The 20,596-nt window shown below is 70.4% G+C and carries 17 protein-coding genes and 1 tRNA gene; 9 read left to right on the forward strand and 9 right to left on the reverse strand.

Going from position 1 to position 20,596, the window contains the following annotated elements:
• The first annotated feature begins 35 nt into the window (after positions 1 to 35).
• The gene (locus tag SK571_RS33425) at positions 36 to 1,370 is read left to right on the forward strand and encodes an FAD-dependent oxidoreductase (RefSeq protein ID WP_319988095.1); all 1,335 of its coding nucleotides are present in this window, start codon (positions 36 to 38) and stop codon (positions 1,368 to 1,370) included.
• Here SK571_RS33425 and SK571_RS33430 read toward each other — a convergent pair.
• Entirely contained in the window at positions 1,336 to 1,809 is a 474-nt protein-coding gene (locus SK571_RS33430; RefSeq protein ID WP_319988096.1) for a hypothetical protein, read from the reverse strand. The two genes, SK571_RS33425 and SK571_RS33430, sit on opposite strands and share 35 nt — an antisense overlap.
• A 55-nt stretch (positions 1,810 to 1,864) precedes the next feature.
• A complete protein-coding gene (locus SK571_RS33435) occupies positions 1,865 to 2,281 on the reverse strand; it encodes a VOC family protein (RefSeq protein WP_319988097.1) in 417 nt (138 codons plus the stop codon).
• 104 nt (positions 2,282 to 2,385) lie between these two features.
• On the opposite strand from SK571_RS33435, the gene SK571_RS33440 reads away from it, so the two are divergent.
• Complete coding sequence (locus SK571_RS33440; RefSeq protein WP_319988098.1) at positions 2,386 to 3,351, forward strand: helix-turn-helix transcriptional regulator; 966 nt, start codon at positions 2,386 to 2,388, stop codon at positions 3,349 to 3,351.
• Here SK571_RS33440 and SK571_RS33445 read toward each other — a convergent pair.
• Entirely contained in the window at positions 3,305 to 3,916 is a 612-nt protein-coding gene (locus tag SK571_RS33445; protein WP_319988099.1) for a Clp protease N-terminal domain-containing protein, read from the reverse strand. The two genes, SK571_RS33440 and SK571_RS33445, sit on opposite strands and share 47 nt — an antisense overlap.
• A 147-nt stretch (positions 3,917 to 4,063) precedes the next feature.
• On the opposite strand from SK571_RS33445, the gene SK571_RS33450 reads away from it, so the two are divergent.
• From SK571_RS33450 to SK571_RS33460, 3 genes are all read left to right on the forward strand, one after another.
• The gene (locus SK571_RS33450; protein WP_319988100.1) at positions 4,064 to 5,917 is read left to right on the forward strand and encodes a serine/threonine protein kinase; all 1,854 of its coding nucleotides are present in this window, start codon (positions 4,064 to 4,066) and stop codon (positions 5,915 to 5,917) included.
• Between the two features lie 7 nt (positions 5,918 to 5,924).
• Entirely contained in the window at positions 5,925 to 6,662 is a 738-nt protein-coding gene (locus tag SK571_RS33455; RefSeq protein ID WP_319988101.1) for an SDR family NAD(P)-dependent oxidoreductase, read from the forward strand.
• Between the two features lie 183 nt (positions 6,663 to 6,845).
• The gene (locus SK571_RS33460; protein WP_319988102.1) at positions 6,846 to 8,111 is read left to right on the forward strand and encodes a glycosyl hydrolase family 18 protein; all 1,266 of its coding nucleotides are present in this window, start codon (positions 6,846 to 6,848) and stop codon (positions 8,109 to 8,111) included.
• Here the strand turns inward: SK571_RS33460 and SK571_RS33465 are convergent.
• Both SK571_RS33465 and SK571_RS33470 read right to left on the reverse strand, forming a co-directional pair.
• The gene (locus tag SK571_RS33465; RefSeq protein WP_319988103.1) at positions 8,004 to 8,411 is read right to left on the reverse strand and encodes a DMT family transporter; all 408 of its coding nucleotides are present in this window, start codon (positions 8,409 to 8,411) and stop codon (positions 8,004 to 8,006) included. The two genes, SK571_RS33460 and SK571_RS33465, sit on opposite strands and share 108 nt — an antisense overlap.
• Positions 8,412 to 8,726 carry a DMT family transporter gene (locus SK571_RS33470; RefSeq protein WP_319988104.1) on the reverse strand — a complete coding sequence of 105 codons (315 nt, stop codon included), beginning with the start codon at positions 8,724 to 8,726 and terminating at the stop codon, positions 8,412 to 8,414.
• Between the two features lie 51 nt (positions 8,727 to 8,777).
• On the opposite strand from SK571_RS33470, the gene SK571_RS33475 reads away from it, so the two are divergent.
• Positions 8,778 to 9,650, forward strand: a complete 873-nt coding sequence (locus SK571_RS33475) for a 5'-nucleotidase (RefSeq protein ID WP_319988105.1) — start codon at positions 8,778 to 8,780, stop codon at positions 9,648 to 9,650.
• A gap of 421 nt (positions 9,651 to 10,071) precedes the next feature.
• On the opposite strand, the gene SK571_RS33480 is transcribed toward SK571_RS33475, so the two are convergent.
• From SK571_RS33480 to SK571_RS33490, 3 genes are all read right to left on the reverse strand, one after another.
• On the reverse strand, positions 10,072 to 15,537 hold the full coding sequence (locus SK571_RS33480) for an ATP-binding protein (RefSeq protein ID WP_319988106.1): 5,466 nt from the start codon (positions 15,535 to 15,537) through the stop codon (positions 10,072 to 10,074).
• 276 nt (positions 15,538 to 15,813) lie between these two features.
• On the reverse strand, positions 15,814 to 16,305 hold the full coding sequence (locus SK571_RS33485; protein ID WP_319988107.1) for a Gmad2 immunoglobulin-like domain-containing protein: 492 nt from the start codon (positions 16,303 to 16,305) through the stop codon (positions 15,814 to 15,816).
• Between the two features lie 75 nt (positions 16,306 to 16,380).
• Positions 16,381 to 16,464, reverse strand: a tRNA-Tyr gene (locus tag SK571_RS33490).
• Between the two features lie 233 nt (positions 16,465 to 16,697).
• On the opposite strand from SK571_RS33490, the gene SK571_RS33495 reads away from it, so the two are divergent.
• The 3 genes from SK571_RS33495 to SK571_RS33505 are packed head-to-tail and all read left to right on the forward strand — an operon-like array spanning position 16,698 to position 20,031.
• On the forward strand, positions 16,698 to 19,262 hold the full coding sequence (locus tag SK571_RS33495) for an ATP-binding protein (protein ID WP_319988108.1): 2,565 nt from the start codon (positions 16,698 to 16,700) through the stop codon (positions 19,260 to 19,262).
• 49 nt (positions 19,263 to 19,311) lie between these two features.
• Positions 19,312 to 19,593, forward strand: coding sequence for a hypothetical protein (locus SK571_RS33500; RefSeq protein ID WP_319988109.1), 282 nt, complete (start codon positions 19,312 to 19,314; stop codon positions 19,591 to 19,593).
• A gap of 9 nt (positions 19,594 to 19,602) precedes the next feature.
• The gene (locus SK571_RS33505; RefSeq protein ID WP_319988110.1) at positions 19,603 to 20,031 is read left to right on the forward strand and encodes a DUF4383 domain-containing protein; all 429 of its coding nucleotides are present in this window, start codon (positions 19,603 to 19,605) and stop codon (positions 20,029 to 20,031) included.
• Here SK571_RS33505 and SK571_RS33510 read toward each other — a convergent pair.
• A complete protein-coding gene (locus tag SK571_RS33510) occupies positions 20,024 to 20,497 on the reverse strand; it encodes a TspO/MBR family protein (protein ID WP_319988111.1) in 474 nt (157 codons plus the stop codon). The genes SK571_RS33505 and SK571_RS33510 overlap by 8 nt on opposite strands.
• Positions 20,498 to 20,596 lie beyond the last annotated feature (99 nt).

The raw sequence follows: 20,596 nt of genomic DNA on the forward strand, positions 1-20,596 counted from the left end.
TCCCCCGGGAGGGGCGCTCTGCCAGCATGACCGCCATGTACTCCGACCGCGCTCTCGTCATCGGCGCCGGCTTCGCGGGGCTGCTGGCGGCGAGGGTGTTGTCCGAGTCGTACGGCGACGTCGTGCTGGTCGAACGGGACACGCTCACCACCGACGCCGGCCACCGCGCCGGCATTCCCCGTGCCCACCACCCGCACCCGCTGCCGGCGCGCGGAGCGGAGGCGCTGGAAGCGCTCTTCCCGAGGATCGGCAGGGAGCTGGAGAACGCGGGAGCCGTCCGCGCGGACCTGGGCAGCGACTGCCTGCACCACTTCCCGGCCGGCCCGGCACCGCGCGATCACCTGGGCCTGAGCGTGCTGTCGGTGACACGCGTGACGCTCGACCGGATCATCCGGCGCCGGGTGCTGCGGCTCGCGAACGTGTCCCTTGTGGACGGTCTGACGATCGACGGCCTGCTGCACGACCGGGGCACGGTCACCGGAGTGCACGGCAGGCGCGGCGACCGCCCGTTCACCGACTACGCGGACCTCGTGGTGGACGCGTCGGGCCGCGACAGCAAGCTGGTGTCGTGGCTCGCGGAACTCGGCGTGCACTGTCCCGCGCCGAGGATCGTCCACGGCCACCTCGCCTGCTCCTCGCGCCTCTACGAGGTGAACCGGGACCTGGACCTCGGCTGGAAGAACGCCTGCGAGATCACCCACGTGCCCGGCACGACACGCGGCGGCGCGGTGTCCTCCGTGGATGGTTCACGCTGGCTCGTGACGCTGTTCGGCGCGGACGGCGACACCGCGCCGGCGGACGACGACGGTTTCCTCGACCACGCCACGAGTCTGCGGTGCCAGGACATCGCGGAGATCGTCAAAACGGCCACCCCGGCGTCGGCGATCCACCGCGCCGGCAACCCGCGCAACCGCTGGAACCGCTTCCACCAGGTCCCGGACTGGCCACGTGGCCTGCTCGCGCTCGGCGACGCCGTGGTCTCGCTCGATCCCGTGCACGGACACGGCCTGACGGTCACCGCCCTGAACTGCGCGGACCTGCGTGCGCTGTTGCGGGAGCACGACCTGGCTGGCGAGCCGCTGGTGTTCCAGCGCGCGGTCGCCAGGGCCGCCAGGTTCCCGTGGACGTTCGCGACGACCGCCGATCTCGGGCGGGGCACCAGGACACTCCCGCTGCGGGCGCGCCTGCTGCGGTGGTACTCCGGCCGCGTGCTCGGGGCGATCCCCGGCAACCGGCGGGTCTACCGCGCGTACGTCCGCGTCTCGCAGCTGGCCTGCCACCCGGTGGCCCTGCTCAGCCCGGCGGTGCTGGTCCGCGTGCTGCTGGCGAAGACGCTCAGCGGACGGCGCCCTCGGGCCACAGCACCGTGACCGGCACGCCCCTCGACCGCGCGTAGGCCACCACGTCGGCCGTTCCGCCGGGGCCGCGTCCCGGCAGCCCGTCCCACACCGCGAGCAAGGCGTCGGACTCGTCGACCATCCGCTTGCCCGCCTCCATGTAGGCGTGCGGGTCCGGCGTGACGTGCTCCAGCTGCACGACCTTGCCCGCCTGCGCGAGCAAGCTGTCGTAGACGGACCGGTAGGCCTCGGGCAACGTCTCGCGGTACCGCGCCGCCGGCAGCACCGCGACCAGTGCCCCGCCCGCGTCCAGCACGGCCTGCGCGAACACGGCGTCCGCGCCGTCCGCGAGGCACGACACTCCGATCACGGAGCCGTTCTCCGCCACCGCGGCACGGATCATCCGGTCGATCTCGGCCTCCAGTTCCGCGGTGAGCCCACGATGTCCGGTGATGGCGAGCCGCGTCGTCATCACCGGAGGATATGCCGACGACGGACCGCGTCGCCCGCAACTCCGGGTGCCCGCGTCATCCGTCGCTGCGGCCGGCCTGGTTCCGCTCGGCGATCGCCAGGTAGTGGGTGTTGGTCATGACCCCGAGGATGTTGCCGAACGGGTCGACCACCGACGCCGTCACGAACCCCTCGCCGCGCACACGGGGTTCGTCGTGGAGCTTGGCGCCCAGTTCCAGCAACCTCGCCAGCGTCCCGTCGAGGTCGTCGACCGCCCAGTAGAGGATCTGGCCCGCCGGTCCGTCGGACGGCGTGACCTCGAAGCGGCGGTGCACGATGCCCAGTTCGGCCTGGTAGTCGCCGATGCGGAACTCGACGTAGGCGAGCACGCCGTCCGGGGTGCTCCGCTCGAAGTACGCGTCGACGCCGAGGAACGACGCGTACCAGTCGCGGGCCTCGGTCAGGTCGTCGGCGAAGTAGGACACGGTCGACATGCCTCGCAACACAACTGCCTCCAGGTGGCTCTCGTTCGGTTGTGTTCTCAGCTTCCGCCGTAAAGTGCTCATCCAATGAGCACTTTTAGCGGAAATCTGGAGACATGCGCGCAGACCGTCTAGTCGCCACTTTGCTGCTGATGCAGGCCCGCGGCCGGGTGACCGCCGCCGAGCTGGCCGAAGAGCTCGAAGTCTCCAACGCCACCGCGAGGCGCGACCTCGAGGCGCTGTCCGCGGCGGGGGTACCCGTGTACCCCCAGCCGGGGAGAGGCGGGGGCTGGTCGCTGGTCGGCGGCGCCCGCACGGACCTGAGCGGCCTGACCTCGGCGGAGGCCCAGGCGTTGTTCCTGGTCGCCGGACCGGCCGCGTCCGTCGCACCGGAGATCAAGTCGGCCCTGCGCAAGCTGGTCCGCGCGCTGCCGCAGACGTTCCGCGCCGAGGCCGAGGCCGCCGCGGACGCGACGATCGTCGACACGGCGGCGTGGGGCGAGGACACCGAGGACAGGCCGGCCCTGGCCGGCACGCTGCAGCAGGCCGTCGTCAAACAGGTGCGGGTGCGCCTGACCTACCAGAAGCGGGGCGAGGCGCCGAAAGAGCGCGAGGTCGACCCGTGGGGACTCGTCGACAAGGACGGCACCTGGTACTTCATCGCCGGGACCAGCGACGGGCGGCGCACGTTCCGGCTCGATCGCGTCGTGGACGTCTCCCTCACCGGCACCCCGTCCTCCCGCCCCGCCGATTTCGAGCTCGCCGGCGCATGGGACGAGGTCGTCACGACGGTGGAGGCGAGACGGTCGCAGACGTCGGCGACCGTGCTCGTGCCCACGCGGTTCCTGGGCGTCTTCCAGCACCAGCACGGACGCCACTGCACGGTCCTCGATGAGCAGGGTGAGCACACGAAGGTGGAGCTGACGGCGCCGCGGCCGCTCGACATCGCCCGCAACGTGGCCGGGTGGGGCGGCCTGATCACCGTGGAGTCGCCGGAGGTGGAGGAACACCTGGCGCGCATCGGCGCCGAGCTCGTCAGCCGATACCCGCGTGCTGTTCCAGCCGGGCCAGCCGGGCCATGATCATCTCCAGGACCTTCGCCGCGTCCGGGACGGCCTGCTGCTGCTTCTTCAGGTGGACGATGCCCGCGAGTGCGGTCTGCACGGCTCGGCGCGTGCCCTTGATGTCCGCGCCCAGCTCGCGCAGTTCCTCGCCGCCCTTGCCGTCCGGTTCGGCCACGATGCCGAGCAGCAGGTGTTCGCAGCCCACGTAGTTGTGCCCGAGCGCGATCGATTCGGTGACGGCGAGTTCGAGTGCGGCGGCGCCGTCGTCGGCGAATCCGGGTTTCCCGCCCACGTCCGCGGGAATGGAGGAAGCGAGGCCGTCCGGCGTGATGTCGATCGCGCGGAGCACGTCCAGAGCCAGGTTCCCACCCTCCCCGACGATCCCGTGCAGGAGGTGGGACGTGCCGATCTTCCTGCCCTGGGAGCACTCCGCGGCGATCTGGAGCACCTTCCACGCGCGGTCGGTGAAGTGGGGGAACTTGTCGCGTCCGAGGTCTTCGACGGTGAGCGCCCGGATCGCCATGATCCGCTTGACCGAGCCTTCGAGGGCTCTTTGACAGATCGCCGAGACGGGAATGTTCATGTCTTTCACGGATTCGGCGAGGTCATCGGGGAGGTAGACGTTGATTTTCGGCATAACCCCATATATACCCCCAAATGGGGTTATGGTCAACGACGAACGCGGCAACCGTCACACTTGTGAGTGATCAGAGGGGACGGGAGCACCCGCGTGGAGGAGAGCAGCAGGCTGATCGGAAGCCGCTACCAGTTGAAGCAGAAGGTCGGCCAAGGGGCGATGGGAGTCGTCTGGCAGGCCTACGACGAGCAACTACACCGCGTTGTCGCGGCCAAGGAGTTGCTCGCGCTGGACGGTCTCGACGACGCCAGGGTGGAGCGCGCGAAGGTCAGGGCCATGCGCGAGGCCCGCCTCGCCGCCCGGCTGGAGCACCCGAACGCCATCCGCGTCTACGACGTCGTGGAGGAGGACGGCCGCCCCTGGCTGATCATGGAGTACCTCCCCTCGCGCAGCCTCGCGGCCGTGATCGCCGAGCAGGGCACGCTGCCACCGCGCGAGGTGGCCCGCATCGGGTGCTACACCGCCGCCGCCCTGGCCGCCGCGCACCGCCACGGCATCCAGCACCGCGACGTGAAGCCCGGCAACGTCCTGATCGGCGACCAGGAAGTCAAGATCACGGACTTCGGCATCTCCCGTGCCACCGGCGAGGACGCCACCGCAACCGCGACGGGCACCGTCGGCACCCCGGCCTTCTTCTCCCCCGAGGTGGCCCGCGGCGAGGACGCAGGCCTCCCCTCCGACGTCTTCTCGCTGGGCGCCACGCTCTACAACGCCGTCGAGGGCGGCCCGCCGTTCGGCACCGCGGACAACAACCTCGTGATGCTGCACCGCGTCGCCAGCGGCTCGATCATGCCGCCGGCCAACGCCGGCCCCCTGCTGTCCCCCGTGCTGTTCCGGCTGCTCGCGACCGACCCCGCACGCCGCCCGACCATGCAGGAGGCGGTCCACCTGCTGGCCGCCGTCGTGAACGAGACGCCGCAGGTCTCCGAGGCGACCGCCGTCATCCCGGCGACGGTCAAGCTCCCGATCGAGGCCCAGCCGGAGGAGAAGGCGAAGCAGGAGGCCGCGGCCGCCGCGGCGGGGCTGGTCGCGGGTGCCGCGGCCGTGGAGGCGGCCGGGCTGACGGCCCCACCCGCCAAGCCCGAACCGGAACCCGCGCCCGAGCCCGAGCCCGAGCCCGAGCCTGAGGCAACGCCCGAGCCTTCCGCCGCGGCCGCGGCGGACGCCGAACCGGCCGCGGCGCAGGAGACACCGGCAGCCGCACCGCCCGTCACCCCGGAACCCCAGCCGACCACCCCGGAGCCCCAGGCGGCCCCGCCCGTCATCCCGGCGCAGCCCACCACCCCGGCCCGCCAGACCCTCGTGGCGGGAGGCGCGGCGACCGCTGCCTCAGGCCCACCGGCACCGGTACCGCCGGCGGACCAGGACGAGAACCGTCGAAAGTTCCCGCTGGTCCCCATCGCGATCGTCCTGCTCGTGCTGGCCGTGGGCGTCGGCTCGTTCCTGCTGTGGCCCAAGGGCAACGGCGACCAGAACAACGCCCAGCCACCGGCCAGCAGCCAGACCGGCACCCCGTCGAACCAGCCGACGACAAGCCAGAGCCAGCCGCAGCAGCCGACGGACAGCCAGACCCCGCCACCGGCGAACTCCCAGACGACCCCTCCGGCCGGCACACCGAGCCAGGGCCAGCCGCAGCCGCCCGCCGGGCCGAAGAACGCACAGGAGGCGATCACCGCTTACTACGCGCTCATCCCTGGCGACCTGCAGACCGGCTGGACCCTGCTCACCGACAGCTTCAAGGCCGGGCGAGGGCTGACCTACGACGGCTACCAGTCGTTCTGGCGCAACTACACCTCGGTGCAGCTGTCGAACTTCGTGCCACAGGGCGACAACGCCGTGACTGTGACGTTGCAGTACATGCAGGGTGCGAACGTCGCCATGACCGAGACGCCGACGTTCACGTTCGTGCAGCAGAACGGCAAGTGGCTGATCAACAGCCAGGGATGATGGCGGCATGACTCGACGCGCACTCGTCACCGGAGCCTCTCGCGGCATCGGCGCCGCCATCGCCCACGCCCTCGCGACGGGCGGCCATCAGGTCGCCGTCCACTACCGCTCCGGCGCGGACGAGGCGCAGGCCGTGGCAGCAGGTCTTCCCGGCGACGGCCACGTCACCGTCCAGGGCGACCTGGGCGCGGACCAGGCCGAGCAGATCGTCAGCGAGACCGTCGAGAAGCTCGGCGGTCTCGACGTCCTGGTCAACAACGCGGGGATCTACTTCCACCACCCCATCGCCACCACGAGCTTCGAGGAGTGGCAGCAGGCCTGGCGCCGCACGATCGAGCTCAACCTGTACGGCCCGGCCGACCTCGCCTGGCACGCGGTCCGGCACATGCCCCGGGGCGGCCGCATCATCAACGTCGGCTCGCGGGGTGCCTACCGGGGTGAGCCCGACGCCCCGGCGTACGGCGCGGCGAAGGCGGGTCTGCACGCGATGACCCAGTCGCTCGCCCAGTCGCTGGCCCCGCAGGGCATCGCGGTCGCGGGCGTCGCACCGGGCTTCGTCAGGACCGACATGGTCACCGACCTCCTCGCGAGCCCGGAGGGCGAGCGGATCCGGGCGCAGAGCCCGTTCGGCCGCGTCGCCGAGCCGGAAGAGGTCGCCGCGGCCGTGGCGTGGCTGACCACGGAGAGCGCGTTGTGGGCCAGCGGCACGATCATCGACGTGAACGGCGCCTCCTACCTGCGGTGATTGCCTGAAAGCCGACCGGAACCAGTTCCGGTACCGAGTTGATCTTCCCGCAACCGGTCTAGACCACTAACGTCGCGGTGGGCGCTCGACGAAGTGGAAGGCCTCCCTGCAATGCGTTCATTCCGCTCACGCCTCGGTGCCGCCGGCCTAGCGCTGGCCGCCGCCGCGGCGACCTTGACAGTCATGGCGCCTGCCGCGCAGGCCGCCTATCCCGCCGGGTTCAAGAGCGTCGGCTACATGCCGTCGTGGTCCGGCAACGTCAGCACGCTCCCCTACAACAAGCTGACGCACATCAACTACTCGTTCGTGCTGCCGAACTCCAACGGCACGCTCCAGGGCGTGCCCGACCCCGGCAAGCTGCAGCAGCTGGTGAGCCTCGGCCACCAGAACGGCGTCAAGGTCTCGATCGCCGTCGGTGGCTGGAACAACGGCAACGACGACAACTTCGAGATCCTCGCGGCCAGCGCCAACGGCCGCACGACGTTCGTCAACGCGCTGATCAACCTGGTCAGCCAGTACAACCTCGACGGCGTCGACATGGACTGGGAGTACCCGGATCCGGGCGTCGAGGGCGACAACTACACGCTGCTGATGCGGCAGCTGGGCGACCAGCTGCACAGCCGCGGCAAGCTGCTCACCGCTGCGGTCGTGAGCGAGGGCGGCACGGCGAACGGCGTGCAGCCCGCGGTGTTCGGCATCGTCGACTGGCTGAACATCATGGCCTACGACGGCGGCAGCCCGCACGCGAACTACGACTGGTCGATCGCGTCGGTCAACTTCTGGAAGAACCGCGGCCTCCCGGCGAGCAAGGCGGTTCTCGGTGTGCCGTTCTACAGCCGGCCGACCTACATCTCCTACCGCGACCTCGTCGCGCAGGACCCGGCCAACGCCAACCGCGACAGCTACAACGGCAACTACTACAACGGTCTTCCGACGATCCGTCGCAAGACCCAGTGGGCGCTGGCCAACGCGGGCGGCATCATGAACTGGGAGCTCTCCCAGGACACGACCGGCAGCACCAGCCTGCTCAACGCCATCTGGGAGACCGCCGGCGGCGGCACCCAGAACCCGCCCACCGGTGGCACCCTCACCGGCATCGGCGGCAAGTGCGTGGACGTGGCCGCGGCGAACTCCGCCAACGGCACCGCGATCCAGCTCTACACCTGCAACGGCACCAACGCCCAGCAGTGGACTCGCAACGGAGCCACGTTGCGCGCCCTGGGCAAGTGCCTGGACGCGTCCGGCACCGCCAACGGCGCGGTGACCCAGTTGTGGGACTGCACGGGTGCGGGCAACCAGCAGTGGACGGCCGAGGCCAACGGCCAGCTGCGCAACGTGGCGTCAGGACGTTGTCTCGACGCCACCGGCAACAGCTCCGCCGACGGAACCAGGCTTCAGCTCTGGGACTGCGCCGGCACCGCGAACCAGCGGTGGACGCTGAACGCCTGAAGATCCTGACCTCAGGAACTTCAACCCGATGACGCAGGCGATGATCCCGGTGAGGAACACGATCTTCCAGACGGAGACCGCTTCCTCGCCGGTGATCATCGCCCACGTCACCGTCAGCGCCGCGCCGATGCCGACCCACACGGCATAGGCGGTCCCGACCGGGATTCGTTTCATGCCAACGGAAAGCCCGACCATGCTCAGCGTCGCGGCGACCACGAAGAGCACGTAGGCCCCTTGGGACAACGCCGTCGCCCACACCGCTTCGAGCACGGCACTGCCTATCAGCACGGCCCAGTGCATTCAGCTCACCACCTTCAGGCCCGCGACGCAGCCGATCAACGCGACCAGCAGCAGCGCCTTGGCCACCCCGAGCCTCTCCTCACCGCGCAGCACCGCGACGAGCACCGTGAGCACGGCCCCCACGCCGACCCACACCGCGTACGCCGTGCCGACCGGGATCCCGCGCATCGCCCACGCGAGGCCGACGACGCTCAACGTCATCGACACGGCGAACACCACCACCGGCCACGGCCTGCGGAAACCCTTCGACGCCGAGAGCGCCGTGGCCCACACGGCCTCCAGCACCCCGGACGCGATCAGTACCACCCAGTACATTAGTACGACCGTACCAGAAAAGCGCGGACCGGGCGGCTACGATCACGTGATGTGGCCCCCAGCCTGGAGAACCTGCTGGTCGTAGGCGTCGCGTCGAGCGCTCTGTTCGACCTGACCGCGTCCGACGCCGTCTTCCACGCCGAGGGCGAACAGGCCTACCGCGCCTACCAGGAAACGCACCTGGACGAACCGTTCGCCGCGGGCGTCGCGTTCCCGTTCCTCCGCCGCCTGCTGAGCCTCAACGCGCTGGCACCACTGGTCGAGGTGATCGTGCTGTCGCGCAACTCCCCCGACACGGGCCTGCGCATCCTGAGGTCGGCAGCCCACCACGGCCTCGGGATCACCCGCGCGATCTTCACCGAGGGCCGCGCACCGCACGAGTTCATGCCGGCCTTGAACATGTCGTTGTTCCTGTCCGCCAACGAGAACGACGTCCGCAAGGCGACCCTCGCCGGTCTGCCGGCCGGCCAGGTGCTCAAGTCGTCGTTCCGGGACGACGACGATCCGGCGCTGCGGATCGCGTTCGACTTCGACGGCGTGCTCGCCGACGACACGTCCGAGCGGATCTACCAGAGCGGCGGCCTCGACCAGTTCCAGCAGCACGAGGCCACGAACGTCGTCACACCACTGGATCCCGGTCCGCTGCGGAACTTCCTCGCGGGCGTGAACCGGATCCAGCGCCAGGCCGAGGACCGCATCCGGGTCTCGGTGGTGACCGCGCGCTCCGCCCCGGCCCACGAGCGCGCGATCAACAGCCTCAAGGCGTGGGGCCTCACGGTGAACGACGCGTTCTTCCTGGGAGGGTTGAAGAAGGCGCCGATCCTGGACGTGCTCAAGCCGCACATCTTCTTCGACGACCAGCGCGGGCACCTGATCCAGACGGTGCCGTGCGTGCACGTCCCGTTCGGCGTGACGAACGAGTGATCAGCCGAGTTGCCTGGCCGTGTCCGCGTGGAAGGCGAGGAGTTCGGGCATCGGTACGGATTTCCGGCTACTCCCCGCGATTGTCCGCGGAGCCCTCGGCCGACCACAGCGGCGGGTACGTCGTGCCCCGGAGGCCTGAGCACGTTGCCAGAGGTCCTGCTCTTCCTCACCAACCGACCGTCACCTGGCCCTGATGGCGTCTGCAAGTACCACCAACCCAACATCAACAGGCACTTAACTACCGCCAACAGCCTCAACCGGGCTTACTGGAACGGAATCGAGTTCGGCGGACAGCGAACAGGTTGGGTGTAGTTGACGGCGATTCGATCAAGAGTTGGTGGTACTTGCAGACGCCCGTAGCCACCTCAAGGAAAAGCCCGGCCATCCAGCGGATGACCGGGCTCCTCCTCAAGCGGCAGAACTACTTCGCGAGACCGTCCTCGATCGCCTTGATGATCGCCGGCCGCAGCTGCGCGGCCGAGATGATCGCGTCGACCGCCCCGACCTCGACCGCGCGCTGCACGCTGTGCACCCGGTCGAACTCGGCGGCCATCTCGTTCAGCTTCTCGGTCCGCACCGACTGCCGCGTCGACGCCAGCTCGGTGGTCAGGGCCGACCGCTCGGCACCGGAGGCCTCGGCCACCGCGGACTCCAGCTTCTTCACGCGCGGGTCGTTGGCCGTGCGGCCGTCCACCTCACGGGCGAACACCACGGCCGCGGCGGGCGCGCCACCGATGACCGAGGCGAACGAGCCCTCGACCGCGAGCACCGTCATGGACGGGTTCAGGGCCTTGGAGAAGACCACGAACGCGCCGCCGTGGTACCGCGAGATCACGGTGAACACGATCGGGCCGCGGAAGTTGACGATCGCGCGGCCGATCTCGGCGCCGTACTCCAGCTGCAGTTCCCGCATCGACTCCGGCGAGCCGTCGAAACCGGACAGGTTCGCCAGCACGACGAGCGGGCGGTTGCCCGAGGCCGCGTTGATCGCGCGGGCCGCCTTCTTCGACGACTTCGGGAACAACGTGCCGGCGGTGTAGGTGTCCGGGCCGTCGGTGGGCGGGAAGCCGGTGCGGGCGACACCGCGCGACTCGACGCCGAGCAGCGTCACCGGGATGCCGCCGAGGTGCACGTCCTGGACGACGGCGGTGTCGGCGTCGGCCATGCCGGCCCAGCGCTCCAGCACGTCGTGGTCCTGGTCGGACAGGGCGCGCATGACCGTGCGGATGTCGAACGGCTTCTTGCGGTCCGGGTTCGACTCGATCGAGAAGATCTCGCCGACGGTGTTGAACGGGCTGTCTCCCACCACGTGCGGGTACGAGGAGACATCGCGGTCGGACGGGTCCGAAGTGGACACACGGCGCGGACCGGTCTCGCCCGGTGCGATGTAGCTGTGCTCGTAGTGCCCGAGCAGCACGTCGAACGCCGACCGCAGGTTCGGGGCCCAGTACTGCGCCTGGCCGTTCGGGCCCATGACGCGGTCGTAGCCGCCGATGCCGTAGTTGTCCTCGGCCGAGACGCCACCGGAGAAGTCGAGCGCCTGCTTGCCGGTCAGCACCATCGCCGAGTCCGGGGTCATGACCAGGATGCCCTTGGTGTGCATGAGCATCGTGGCCTCGGCGTTCCAGTACGGCTGGGCGCCGACGTTGATGCCGTTGACGACGACGTTGATCTCGCCACCGTCCTGCGTGAACTCGACGATCCGCTTCAGCGCCGCGGCCACCCAGTCCATGTTCTCGACACCGGAGCTCATCGAGATCTTCGCGCCGGAGGACAGCGAGAACCACTCCAGCGGAACGGAGAGCTCCTCGGCGAGGTCGATGGCGTGGATCACCCGCGAGCACTCGGGCTCGGCCAGCGCACCCAGCGACTTCGTCGGGTCGCCGAGCAGCACCACGCGCTTCATGCCCTCGGGGTACGCGGGCGTCGGCGTCGTCACGACACCGACGACGATGCCGGCCTTGTTGCCACCGCGCGGGCGGTCGACCGGCACCAGCGCGCCGTCGACGAGGTCGTGCTCCACGAAGGACCCGCCGTCGCCGACGAGCATGTCGACCAGCTCGTACGGGTAGATCGTGCCACGCGACTGGGCACGCAGGACGTTCTGGCGGTAGTCGTCCAACGGCTGGATCGGGTTCGTCGGCGGCTGCACGAACGAGAACCGCACGCCGGAACCGGCGTCGTTCGCGATCCGCACCGCGATGTCGGAGACGTCACCGGACACGGGGTCGCGGCGGCGCGCCAGGAACAGGACCTCTTCGAGGTCCAGGCCGGCGGTCGTCGGCAGGACGCGCTGAGCCACCGCGTCCAGGTCCTTCGAGCCGAGCTCGGTGGGCGGCCACGCGTAGAGCACCACGCGGTTGGTGGCCAGGCGAGTGCGGCCACCGGCCTGCGCGCGAGCCCTGCGGATGCCGTCCAGGCAGGTCGCCAGGACGTCCTCGGCGGCGGGCAGGGCCACGATCCGGCCCTCGTCGTCGCGCAACGGCGTCAGGTCGCGGACCTGGCCCAGTGCGACGAGGCGCTCGTCGGACTTGTTCGCCTTGGCCACGGCGCGGAACAGGTAGACGTCCTCGTCCACAGAGGACAGCCGGGTGAGGTCGAACTCCCGCAGCCGCTCCAGCTGCATGCGTTCGGCGATGCGCGGGTGCAGCCCGCGCACCAGCCTCTCCTCCGCGAACCCGTTGGACGACGGGCGGAACGTGAAGTGGTGGTGCATCGACTCGCCGCGGCGGCCCGCCACCGTGGTGGTGATGCGGGTGATCGTCGGCGGCAGCTGGTGCGCGGCCAGGGCGGCGCCCAGGCCGGCGGCCATCTCGTCCTGGTCGGACGGACCGCCGGGCCAGTTGACGTAGAGGTCCGCGACGACCGCGCTTCCGGTGCCGTGCTTGACGACGTCACCGATGGCGTCGACCAGCGACGGGAACTCCACCGCGGTCGAGACGAGACGGGTCTGCTCCGGCTCGTTCTCCGCGATGAAGAACGCGCCGTGCACGCGCGGGTTCTCCAGCGCCTTCTTGGTGTAGTAGCGGCGGGCCAGCACCTCCAGCAGCGGGGTGTTGTCCGCGCCGGGCTTGCCGATGCGCTGGCCGAGCAGGCGCACCAGCGGTTCGGCCGACGCCACCATCGCGACGATCCGCTCCTCGCGGTCCGCCGCCCGCGGGTGCGCGTCGAGGTGGATCAGGTGCTTGCGGACCTCGCTGTGCACGCGGGCGCGGTTGCGGCGCACCAGCGGCTGGGCGAACCAGGTGAACACGACGCTGCGGGCGAGGTCGGCCACCGCCGGGTAGCGGACCTGCGTCGCGGCGACGATGTGCTCCAGCACCAGGCCGATCCGGACCCGCTCCGACTCGACCGGCGGCGCCTCCTGCACCCACTGGCGCAGCACGGTCGTCGCGACGGCCGCGTCGAACACGCCGCGGCGCAGCGCCACGAAGATGCGGAAGACGGCCTGCTCCAGCTCCGGGGTGCGGTCGAGCTCGGTGATGCCGTAGTGGCCGATCACGTTCTGGAGGCGGGCGCGGAAGCTCTCCGGCAGCGCCGCGCGGTCGGCGTCGAGCGTCTTCAGGTAGGTGTGGAAGTGCTCGCGCGGGGAGTGGATGTGGTTCTCCGGCTTGGAGTCCTCACCGGCGGGACGGTTGCGCGAGAGGTCGCACAGGTCGGCGAAGATGCCGAGCAGCTCGGCCTCCTGGACCAGCGGACGCTCCGGCAGGTCGTGCCGCGCGCTCATGTAGTTCTTCAGCACCCGCTCGGTGTCGGCGGCGGTGGTGTCGAAGCCCAGCAACAGGTTGCGCAGGTCGTCGATGCCGCTGGCGACGAGCTCCTCCGGCCGGACGTCCGTGCGCGGCGCGGGCAGCTCCAGCTCCACCGCCGACTCGGACTTCTGCTCCTCGACGGCGCCGGCCTCGTCCTCGATCTCCTCGAGCTTCAGCAACGCGCCACCGGCGGGCACCTGGGTGCCGACGACGACGTTCAGCTCCCTGAGGCGGGCGCGGAACGGCGCGCGCAGCACCGTCTCCATCTTCATCGCCTCGAGCACCAGGACCGGGGCCCCGGCCTCGACCTCGGCACCGACCGCGAGCGGCGTGGCGACGACGAGCGCGGGCATCGGCGAGCGCAGGACACCACCCTCGTCACGGGTGACCCGGTGGGTGACCCCGTCGACCTCCACCTGGTGGACCGGGCCGTGCGTGCCGGTGACGACGCGGAACCGCTCGCCGTTGACGGTGATCTGGCCGACGTGGTGGTCGAACCGCTCGACGTCGACGTCACCGGTCAGCACGGTGTCGGAGTCGGCGGCGGACACACCGACGCGGTAGCTCGCGGCGCCGACGCGGGCGACGGTCACGACGTACGGCTGACCGCGCAGCACGAACTCCAGCTTGACCGCGCCCTCGTGGTTCGTGCGCGGCTGGCCGCCACGGGCGGACGCCAGCAGCTCGGTGCGGTTGATCTGCTCCTCGTCCTCGTACACCTCGATGCCGGCGGCCGCCAGGGCGATCGCGGAGTGGCGGTGCGAGATCAGGCCGCCGTCGGCGCGGACGCGGTCGATCCACGAGGTGTCGGCGGAGCCGTCGATCACGGCGGGCTCGGCGAGCAGGTCGAGCACGAAGCTCTTGTTGGTCGTGCCGCCCTCGATGATGACGGTCGTCTCGGCCATGGCGCGGCGCAGCTTGCCCAGCGCCTCGTCGCGGTTGCGGCCGTACGCGATGATCTTCGCGATCATCGAGTCGAAGTCGGCGGGGATCTGCGAGCCCTCGGCCACGCCCGTGTCGACGCGGATGCCGGGGCCGGCGGGGAGCTCCAGCCGAACGATCGTGCCGGGGCACGGCGCGAAGTCGCGGTCCGGGTCCTCGGCGTTCAGGCGGGCCTCGACGGCGTGGCCGAGCTCGACCGGCTTCTCGCCTTCGAGCCTGCCGCCGCCCGCGACGTGCAGCTGCGCCTTGACCAGGTCGAAGCTCGTGGTGATCTCGGTGATCGGGTGCTCGACCTGCAGGCGGGTGTTGACCTCGAGGAACGCGAAGAGCTTCTCGCCGGGGTGGTAGAGGAACTCGACGGTGCACGCGCCGCGGTAGCCCACCGCGTTCGCGAGCCGTTCCGCCGACGCCTTCAGCTCGTCGACCTGGTGCGGCTCCAGCACGCAGGAGGCCGACTCCTCGATGATCTTCTGGTTGCGCCGCTGCACCGAGCAGTCGCGGACGCCGAGCGCCCACGCCGTGCCCTGGCCGTCGGCGATGACCTGCACCTCGACGTGCCGGGCGCCGGTGACCAGGCGCTCCAGGAACATCACGCCGGAGCCGAACGCGCGCTCGGCCTCCATGCTGGTGCGGTCGAAGTTCTCTTCCATCTCGGCAGGCGAGGTGATCTTGCGGATGCCGCGGCCACCACCACCGGCGGTCGCCTTGAGCATCAGCGGGTAGGTGACCTCCTCGGCCACCTTCAAGGCGTGCTCGAGGTTCTCGACGGCACCGCGCGACCACGGCGCGACCGGGACCCCGACCTCCTCGGCGATCAGCTTCGAGCCGATCTTGTCACCGAGTTTGCGCATGGCCTCGGCGGACGGGCCGACGAACGTGACGCCGACCTTCTCGCACAGTTCGGCGAACTCGGGGATCTCGGCGACGAAGCCCCAGCCGACCCACGCGGCGTCGGCCTTCGTCTCGACGAGCGCCTTCTCCAGCACCTGCAGGTTCAGGTACGGACGGTCCGCCGCCAGGCCGAGGTTGTAGGCGAGGTCGGCTTCTCGGACGAACGGCGCCGACTTGTCGACATCGGTGTACAGGGCGACGGTCTCGATCCGTTCCCCTGACTCGGCTGCGAGTTCACGGACGGCGTGGATCAGCCGCATTGCGGCTTCCCCGCGGTTGACGATCGCTACACGACTGAACAACGACTTCTCTCCTCGCGGACAGACAACCTCAGCGGCAGTCGCCGCCCAATCGATGTACACACTCTCGTCTACTACCCGGTAACAAAACCGCTGGAGCGGAACGAGTTGAGCAGCGTGCTTTGTATGAAACCAACAAGGCACCAGGTCCTCGGCACAGCTTCACTTGAGCCCGTGTCCGAACTCACGACCAGGTGTGTCGGCGCGATCACAGAGGTGTTCTGACCGAAAGAACGCGGGTCCTCCCCCTTGTCCGCGTCGAGGGAGGGCCCGCGGCGTTCAGGACTGCGGAACCCGGATCACGGTCCCAGGGGTGATCACGTTGGGATCCGTGATGACGTGCGGGTTGGCCCGCACCAGGCGCGGGTAGAGGTTGCCGGCGCCGTAGAACTGCGTCGCGATCCCCCACAGCGTGTCACCGGGCTTGATCTCGTACTCCTGGTAGACCCGGTAGCCGGGCACGATCCGCGGCCCGTACACGACCGGCACGATGATCTTGTCGAGTTCGGCGCCGTCCTTCGGCGACACCCAGAACACCTCGACGAAGAGCCGGTCGAGCGCGAACGACGCACCCGACACGTCGACCTGCACCTGGAACTGGCCGTGGCCGCCGGTCCCGTCCCCGGCCATGAACCCGCCCACGACCTCGTCGTGACCCTCGTGGATCCGGTAGTTGAACTGAGCCTCGAACGCTCCGCCCGCGGTGCCGGCGATGTGGACGCGGCTGCCGACCAGGCCCTGCGGCCGGGGCTGCTGGATGTCGATGGACATGTTTCCCCTTCCTCCACCTGTAGGTCGCGGGGAGGGAGGAGGGCGTTGCGGGCTTCACCCCGCTGGCGCAACGGCTGGTGGTGGAGGTCGGAGTCGAACCGACTCTGCGCGAGGCTCCCGTTTTACAGACGGGCGGGGCTCCACAGCCCCCTCTCCACCATTGTTCGACCACTTTTCGAGCACACGAAAAAGCCGCCCTCACCCGTTCTCACGGTGAGGGCGGCTCTCGACGTCGGCGAGGCCTTACGGCGTCACGACGGAGAGCCTGAGCTGGGCGGACAGCTGCGATAGCGGCGCATGCGGGCTACCTTGCCGGAGCGCGCGACCGGCGGTCAACCATTTATCGCGGTATTCGCAGGAAACGAGGTCGCACGGCGGAGCGATATCCAGGCGTGAAGGTCGTGGGGCGTGCTCGTGAGCTTGCCGCGGCACGGTCGTGGCTGGCGGCGGAGACCGGACGGCTGGTGCTCTGCGGCGGCGAGCCGGGCATCGGCAAGACGAGGCTGGCCCAGGAACTGGCCGGGCACGCGCTCGCGGTCGGCCGGGAGGTCGTGTGGGGGCATTGCGTCGAGACCGCGGGCGCACCGGCGTTCTGGCCGTGGCGGCAGGTGCTGAAGGCGGCCGGCGCGGATCCCGACCGGGTGCTCGCGCACGACGCCGAGGTGCCGCAGGACAGGTTCCGGGTGTTCGACGCGATCGCGTCCGCACTGGACCGCGACGGACTGGTGATCATCGTCGAGGACGTCCACTGGGCCGACGAGGCGTCGCTGCTCGTGCTCGCCCACCTCGCCACGCAACTGCGGAACGTGCTGCTGTTCGCGACCTTCCGCGATCCGTGCCCGGCGGTCGCGGACCTCATGCGCTCGGCCGACCGGATCGACCTGCACGGGCTGTCCGCCGACGAGGTCGCCGAACTGGCCGGTGCCGCGCACGCGGCCACGATCATGGAGTTGACCAGCGGTAACCCGTTGTTCGTCACGGAGATCGCCCGTGCGGTCGAGGACGGCACGTGGCGTGCGGACCAGCCGCCCCGCAGCGTCCGCGACATCGTCACCGCCCGGCTCGCCCGGCTCTCCCCCGACGCCCGTGAGCTGATCAAGACGGCGGCGCTGATCGGCCGTGACTTCGACCCCGGCCTCGCCGCGGCGGCCTCGGAACAGCCGCTCGGCGCGCTGGACGAGGCCATGACGCTGATCGACGCCACCGGGCACCGGTTCGTGCACGCGCTGACCAGGGACGCGGTCGAGGCCGCGCTCACCCCCGCCGAACGCCGCGCGCTCCACCGCCGGATCGCCGAGGCGATGGCGGGCAGCACGCGCTACGCGGACGTCGCCCGGCACTGGAGCGCCTGCGGTGCGACGGAGGAAACCCGTACCTGGACGATCCGCGCGGCGCAGGACGCGGTGACCCGGCTGGCCTACGAGGAGGGCGCACGCCTCTACCGCGCCGCGGCGGCTCTCGCCGACAGCCACGAGGTCCAGGTGGCACTGGGCCGGGCCGCCTACTTCGCCGGGGATCTCGCGGGGTGCGTCCAGGCCGCCCAGCGCGCCGCCGAACTGGCCGGCACGCCCGAGGAGATCGCGGAAGCCGCGCTGGTCCTCGAAGCAGCACCCGGCGCGGGCGTCAACGCGATCGCGACCCCGTTGTGCGACAACGCTCTTCGCCACGACGTCAGCCCGGCCACGCGCGCCCGCCTGCTCGCCCAGCGCAGCCACCTCGCGTTCTACCGCGGCGAACAGCACAGGCTCGACGAACTCAGCCGGGAGGCCCTGCGCCTGGCACGGGGCGACGACCGCGCGCTCGCGGAGGCGTTGCACGCCAGGCAGGAGGCGTGTCCCGGTCCGGCCGGTCGCGCCGAACGCCTCGGCCTCGCCACCGAGATGATCGCCCTCGCGCACCGCACGCACAGTCCGCGCGGCGCGATGTGGGGTTCGCTGTGGCGCATCCACGCGTTGGTCGAGAGCGGTGAACTCGCTGCCGCGCAAGAAGAACTGCCGGCGCTCAAGCTCGCCTGCGAACGCGTCGGCGGTCAGGTTCCGTTGTGGCACCTCGACGTCGTGACGGCGTGCATCGCCCAGGCACAGGGCCGTTTCGCGGAGGCCCAGGAGGTCGGGCGGCGGGGCTACGACCGGATGCGGGTGATCGAGCGCGAACCGGCGTCGGGCGCCTACTTCGCTTTGCAGTGCGGGCTTTCCTGCCACCTCGCCCCCACCGAGGACGGCCTGGCACTGGCCCGCCACTTCCACGACCCGCCGCCGCGGTTCCGGCTGATGTCGAAGCTCACGCGGGCGTTCCTGTTGCTGCGCGCGGGTCTGCGCGACGAGGCCCTGGAGTTCTACCGCCGCTCCGGCCCGATCGCCGAGTGGGACCTGCCCGCGTTCTTCGTGCTGCCCGGGCTGGTCGACGCCGTCCTGGTGACGGCGGGGCTCGGCCTGACCGACGACCTGCGCCTGATCCTGCCCCGGCTCGCGGAGTTCCGCGGCGAGCACGCGGCAGGCAACGGCGTCGCGTACATGGGTCCGGTGACCCTCGCGCTCGGCCGCGGTCACCTGGCGCTCGGCGAGCACGAGCAGGCCGTCGCCGAGCTCACCACCGCCGTCGACGAGGCCTCCCGGGCGGGAGCCCCCGCGTTCGCCGCCGAGGCCCGCTGGCATCTCGCGGCGGCGTTGCGCGCCCTGGGCCGCGACGCCGACGCCGTGCAGCGCGCGGCGGACCGGGTGATCCGCTCGCTGGGCATGACGGCGTTCACCACGACCGAGCTGAGCAGCCGCGAGCACGAGGTCGCGACGCTGGTCACCGAGGGCCTGACGAACCGGCAGATCGCGCGCCGGCTGGTGATCTCCGAACGGACCGCCCAGAACCACGTCCAGCACGTCCTCACCAAGCTCGGCTTCAGCACCCGCAGCCAGATCGCGGCGTGGATGAGTACCTCACCGAGTACTCCGGCGGATGGCTGACCAGCCAGAACTTCCTACCTTGGGAGCAACACCGACCGAGGAGGACCCCATGTGGCTCACCATCGCGACCCCGCCCACCCAGTCCCTCGACCAGCTCGACCAGGTGATGGGCTCGGCCACCCCCGACGGCCTGCGCGCCCGCTACGCCTGCCGGGCGGACGGCGAGTTCCGGGTCATCGCCGTGTGGGACAGCAAGGACCACGCCGACCGCTTCTTCCGCGAGGTGCTCGGCCCGATCCTGGCCCGCGTGCTCGGCCCCGAACCGGCCGGAGCACCCACGATGACCGGCATGGAGGTGCTGCGGGAGTTCATCCCGGCCGTCACCGGGTAGCCACCTCACATGCGACCAGTTCACACGGCAGCCTCAGTGGTGGGAGCGGCGTTCCTGCTCGTCGGTGTGCTCGGCTTCATCCCGGGCATCACCACGCAGTACGACGAGCTGAGCTTCGCGGGCCACTCAGGCGCCCTCCTGTTCGGCCTCTTCGCCGTCTCCGTGCTGCACAACCTCGTGCACCTGCTGTTCGGCGTCCTCGGCCTGCTCGCCGCGAAGCGGTCCCAGTTCGCCCGTGCGTTCCTGGTGGCGGGCGGCGGTGTCTACGTGTTCCTGTGGGTCTACGGCTCGGCCATCGGCGAACACACCGACGCGAACTTCCTGCCCGTCAACACGGCCGACAACTGGCTGCACCTCGGCCTGGGCGCGGGCATGATCGTGCTCGGCATCGCGACGACCGCGGTCGAACGGTCGCGCAGCAACTCGCCGGTCAATTGAGGACGGCGATCGACAGGTTCAGGGCCGCCGCGAAGCTCACCCAGCCCAGATAGGGCACGAGGAGCAGGCCGGCGGCCTTGCTGCGCCTGGTGAACACCACGATCACCGCGACGATCGCGAGCCACAGCACCAGGATCTCGGCGAACGCCACCCAGAACCACCCGAGGCCGAAGAACAACGGCGTCCAGGCCGCGTTCAGCACGAGCTGCACGCCGAACAGGGTCAGCTCGCGCCGTGTCGCCCCGGCCCGCCACGCCAGCCACCCGGCGAACGCGATCATCACGTAGAGCAGCGTCCACACCGGACCGAACAGCCACGAGGGCGGCGCCCAGGAAGGCTGCTCCAGCGCCATGTAGGTCGACCCGGCGGAGACGGAGAACAGCGACCCCACCACGGCGGTCACCAGCACGGCCGCCGCGAACAGGCCGAGAGCGCGGAGGGGATGGCGTTCGGATACCAGCGTCATGCCGGGGTTATACCCGTTCAGGACCTGGGTGAAGCCCGGACGGGAACAAAGGTGATGCCCGCTGATTACCTTCGAGCACGAATTTTCCCTGATCGGGAA

The sequence above is a fragment of the Lentzea kristufekii genome, from assembly GCF_033949925.1.
Classification (GTDB): Bacteria; Actinomycetota; Actinomycetes; order Mycobacteriales; family Pseudonocardiaceae; genus Lentzea; species Lentzea kristufekii.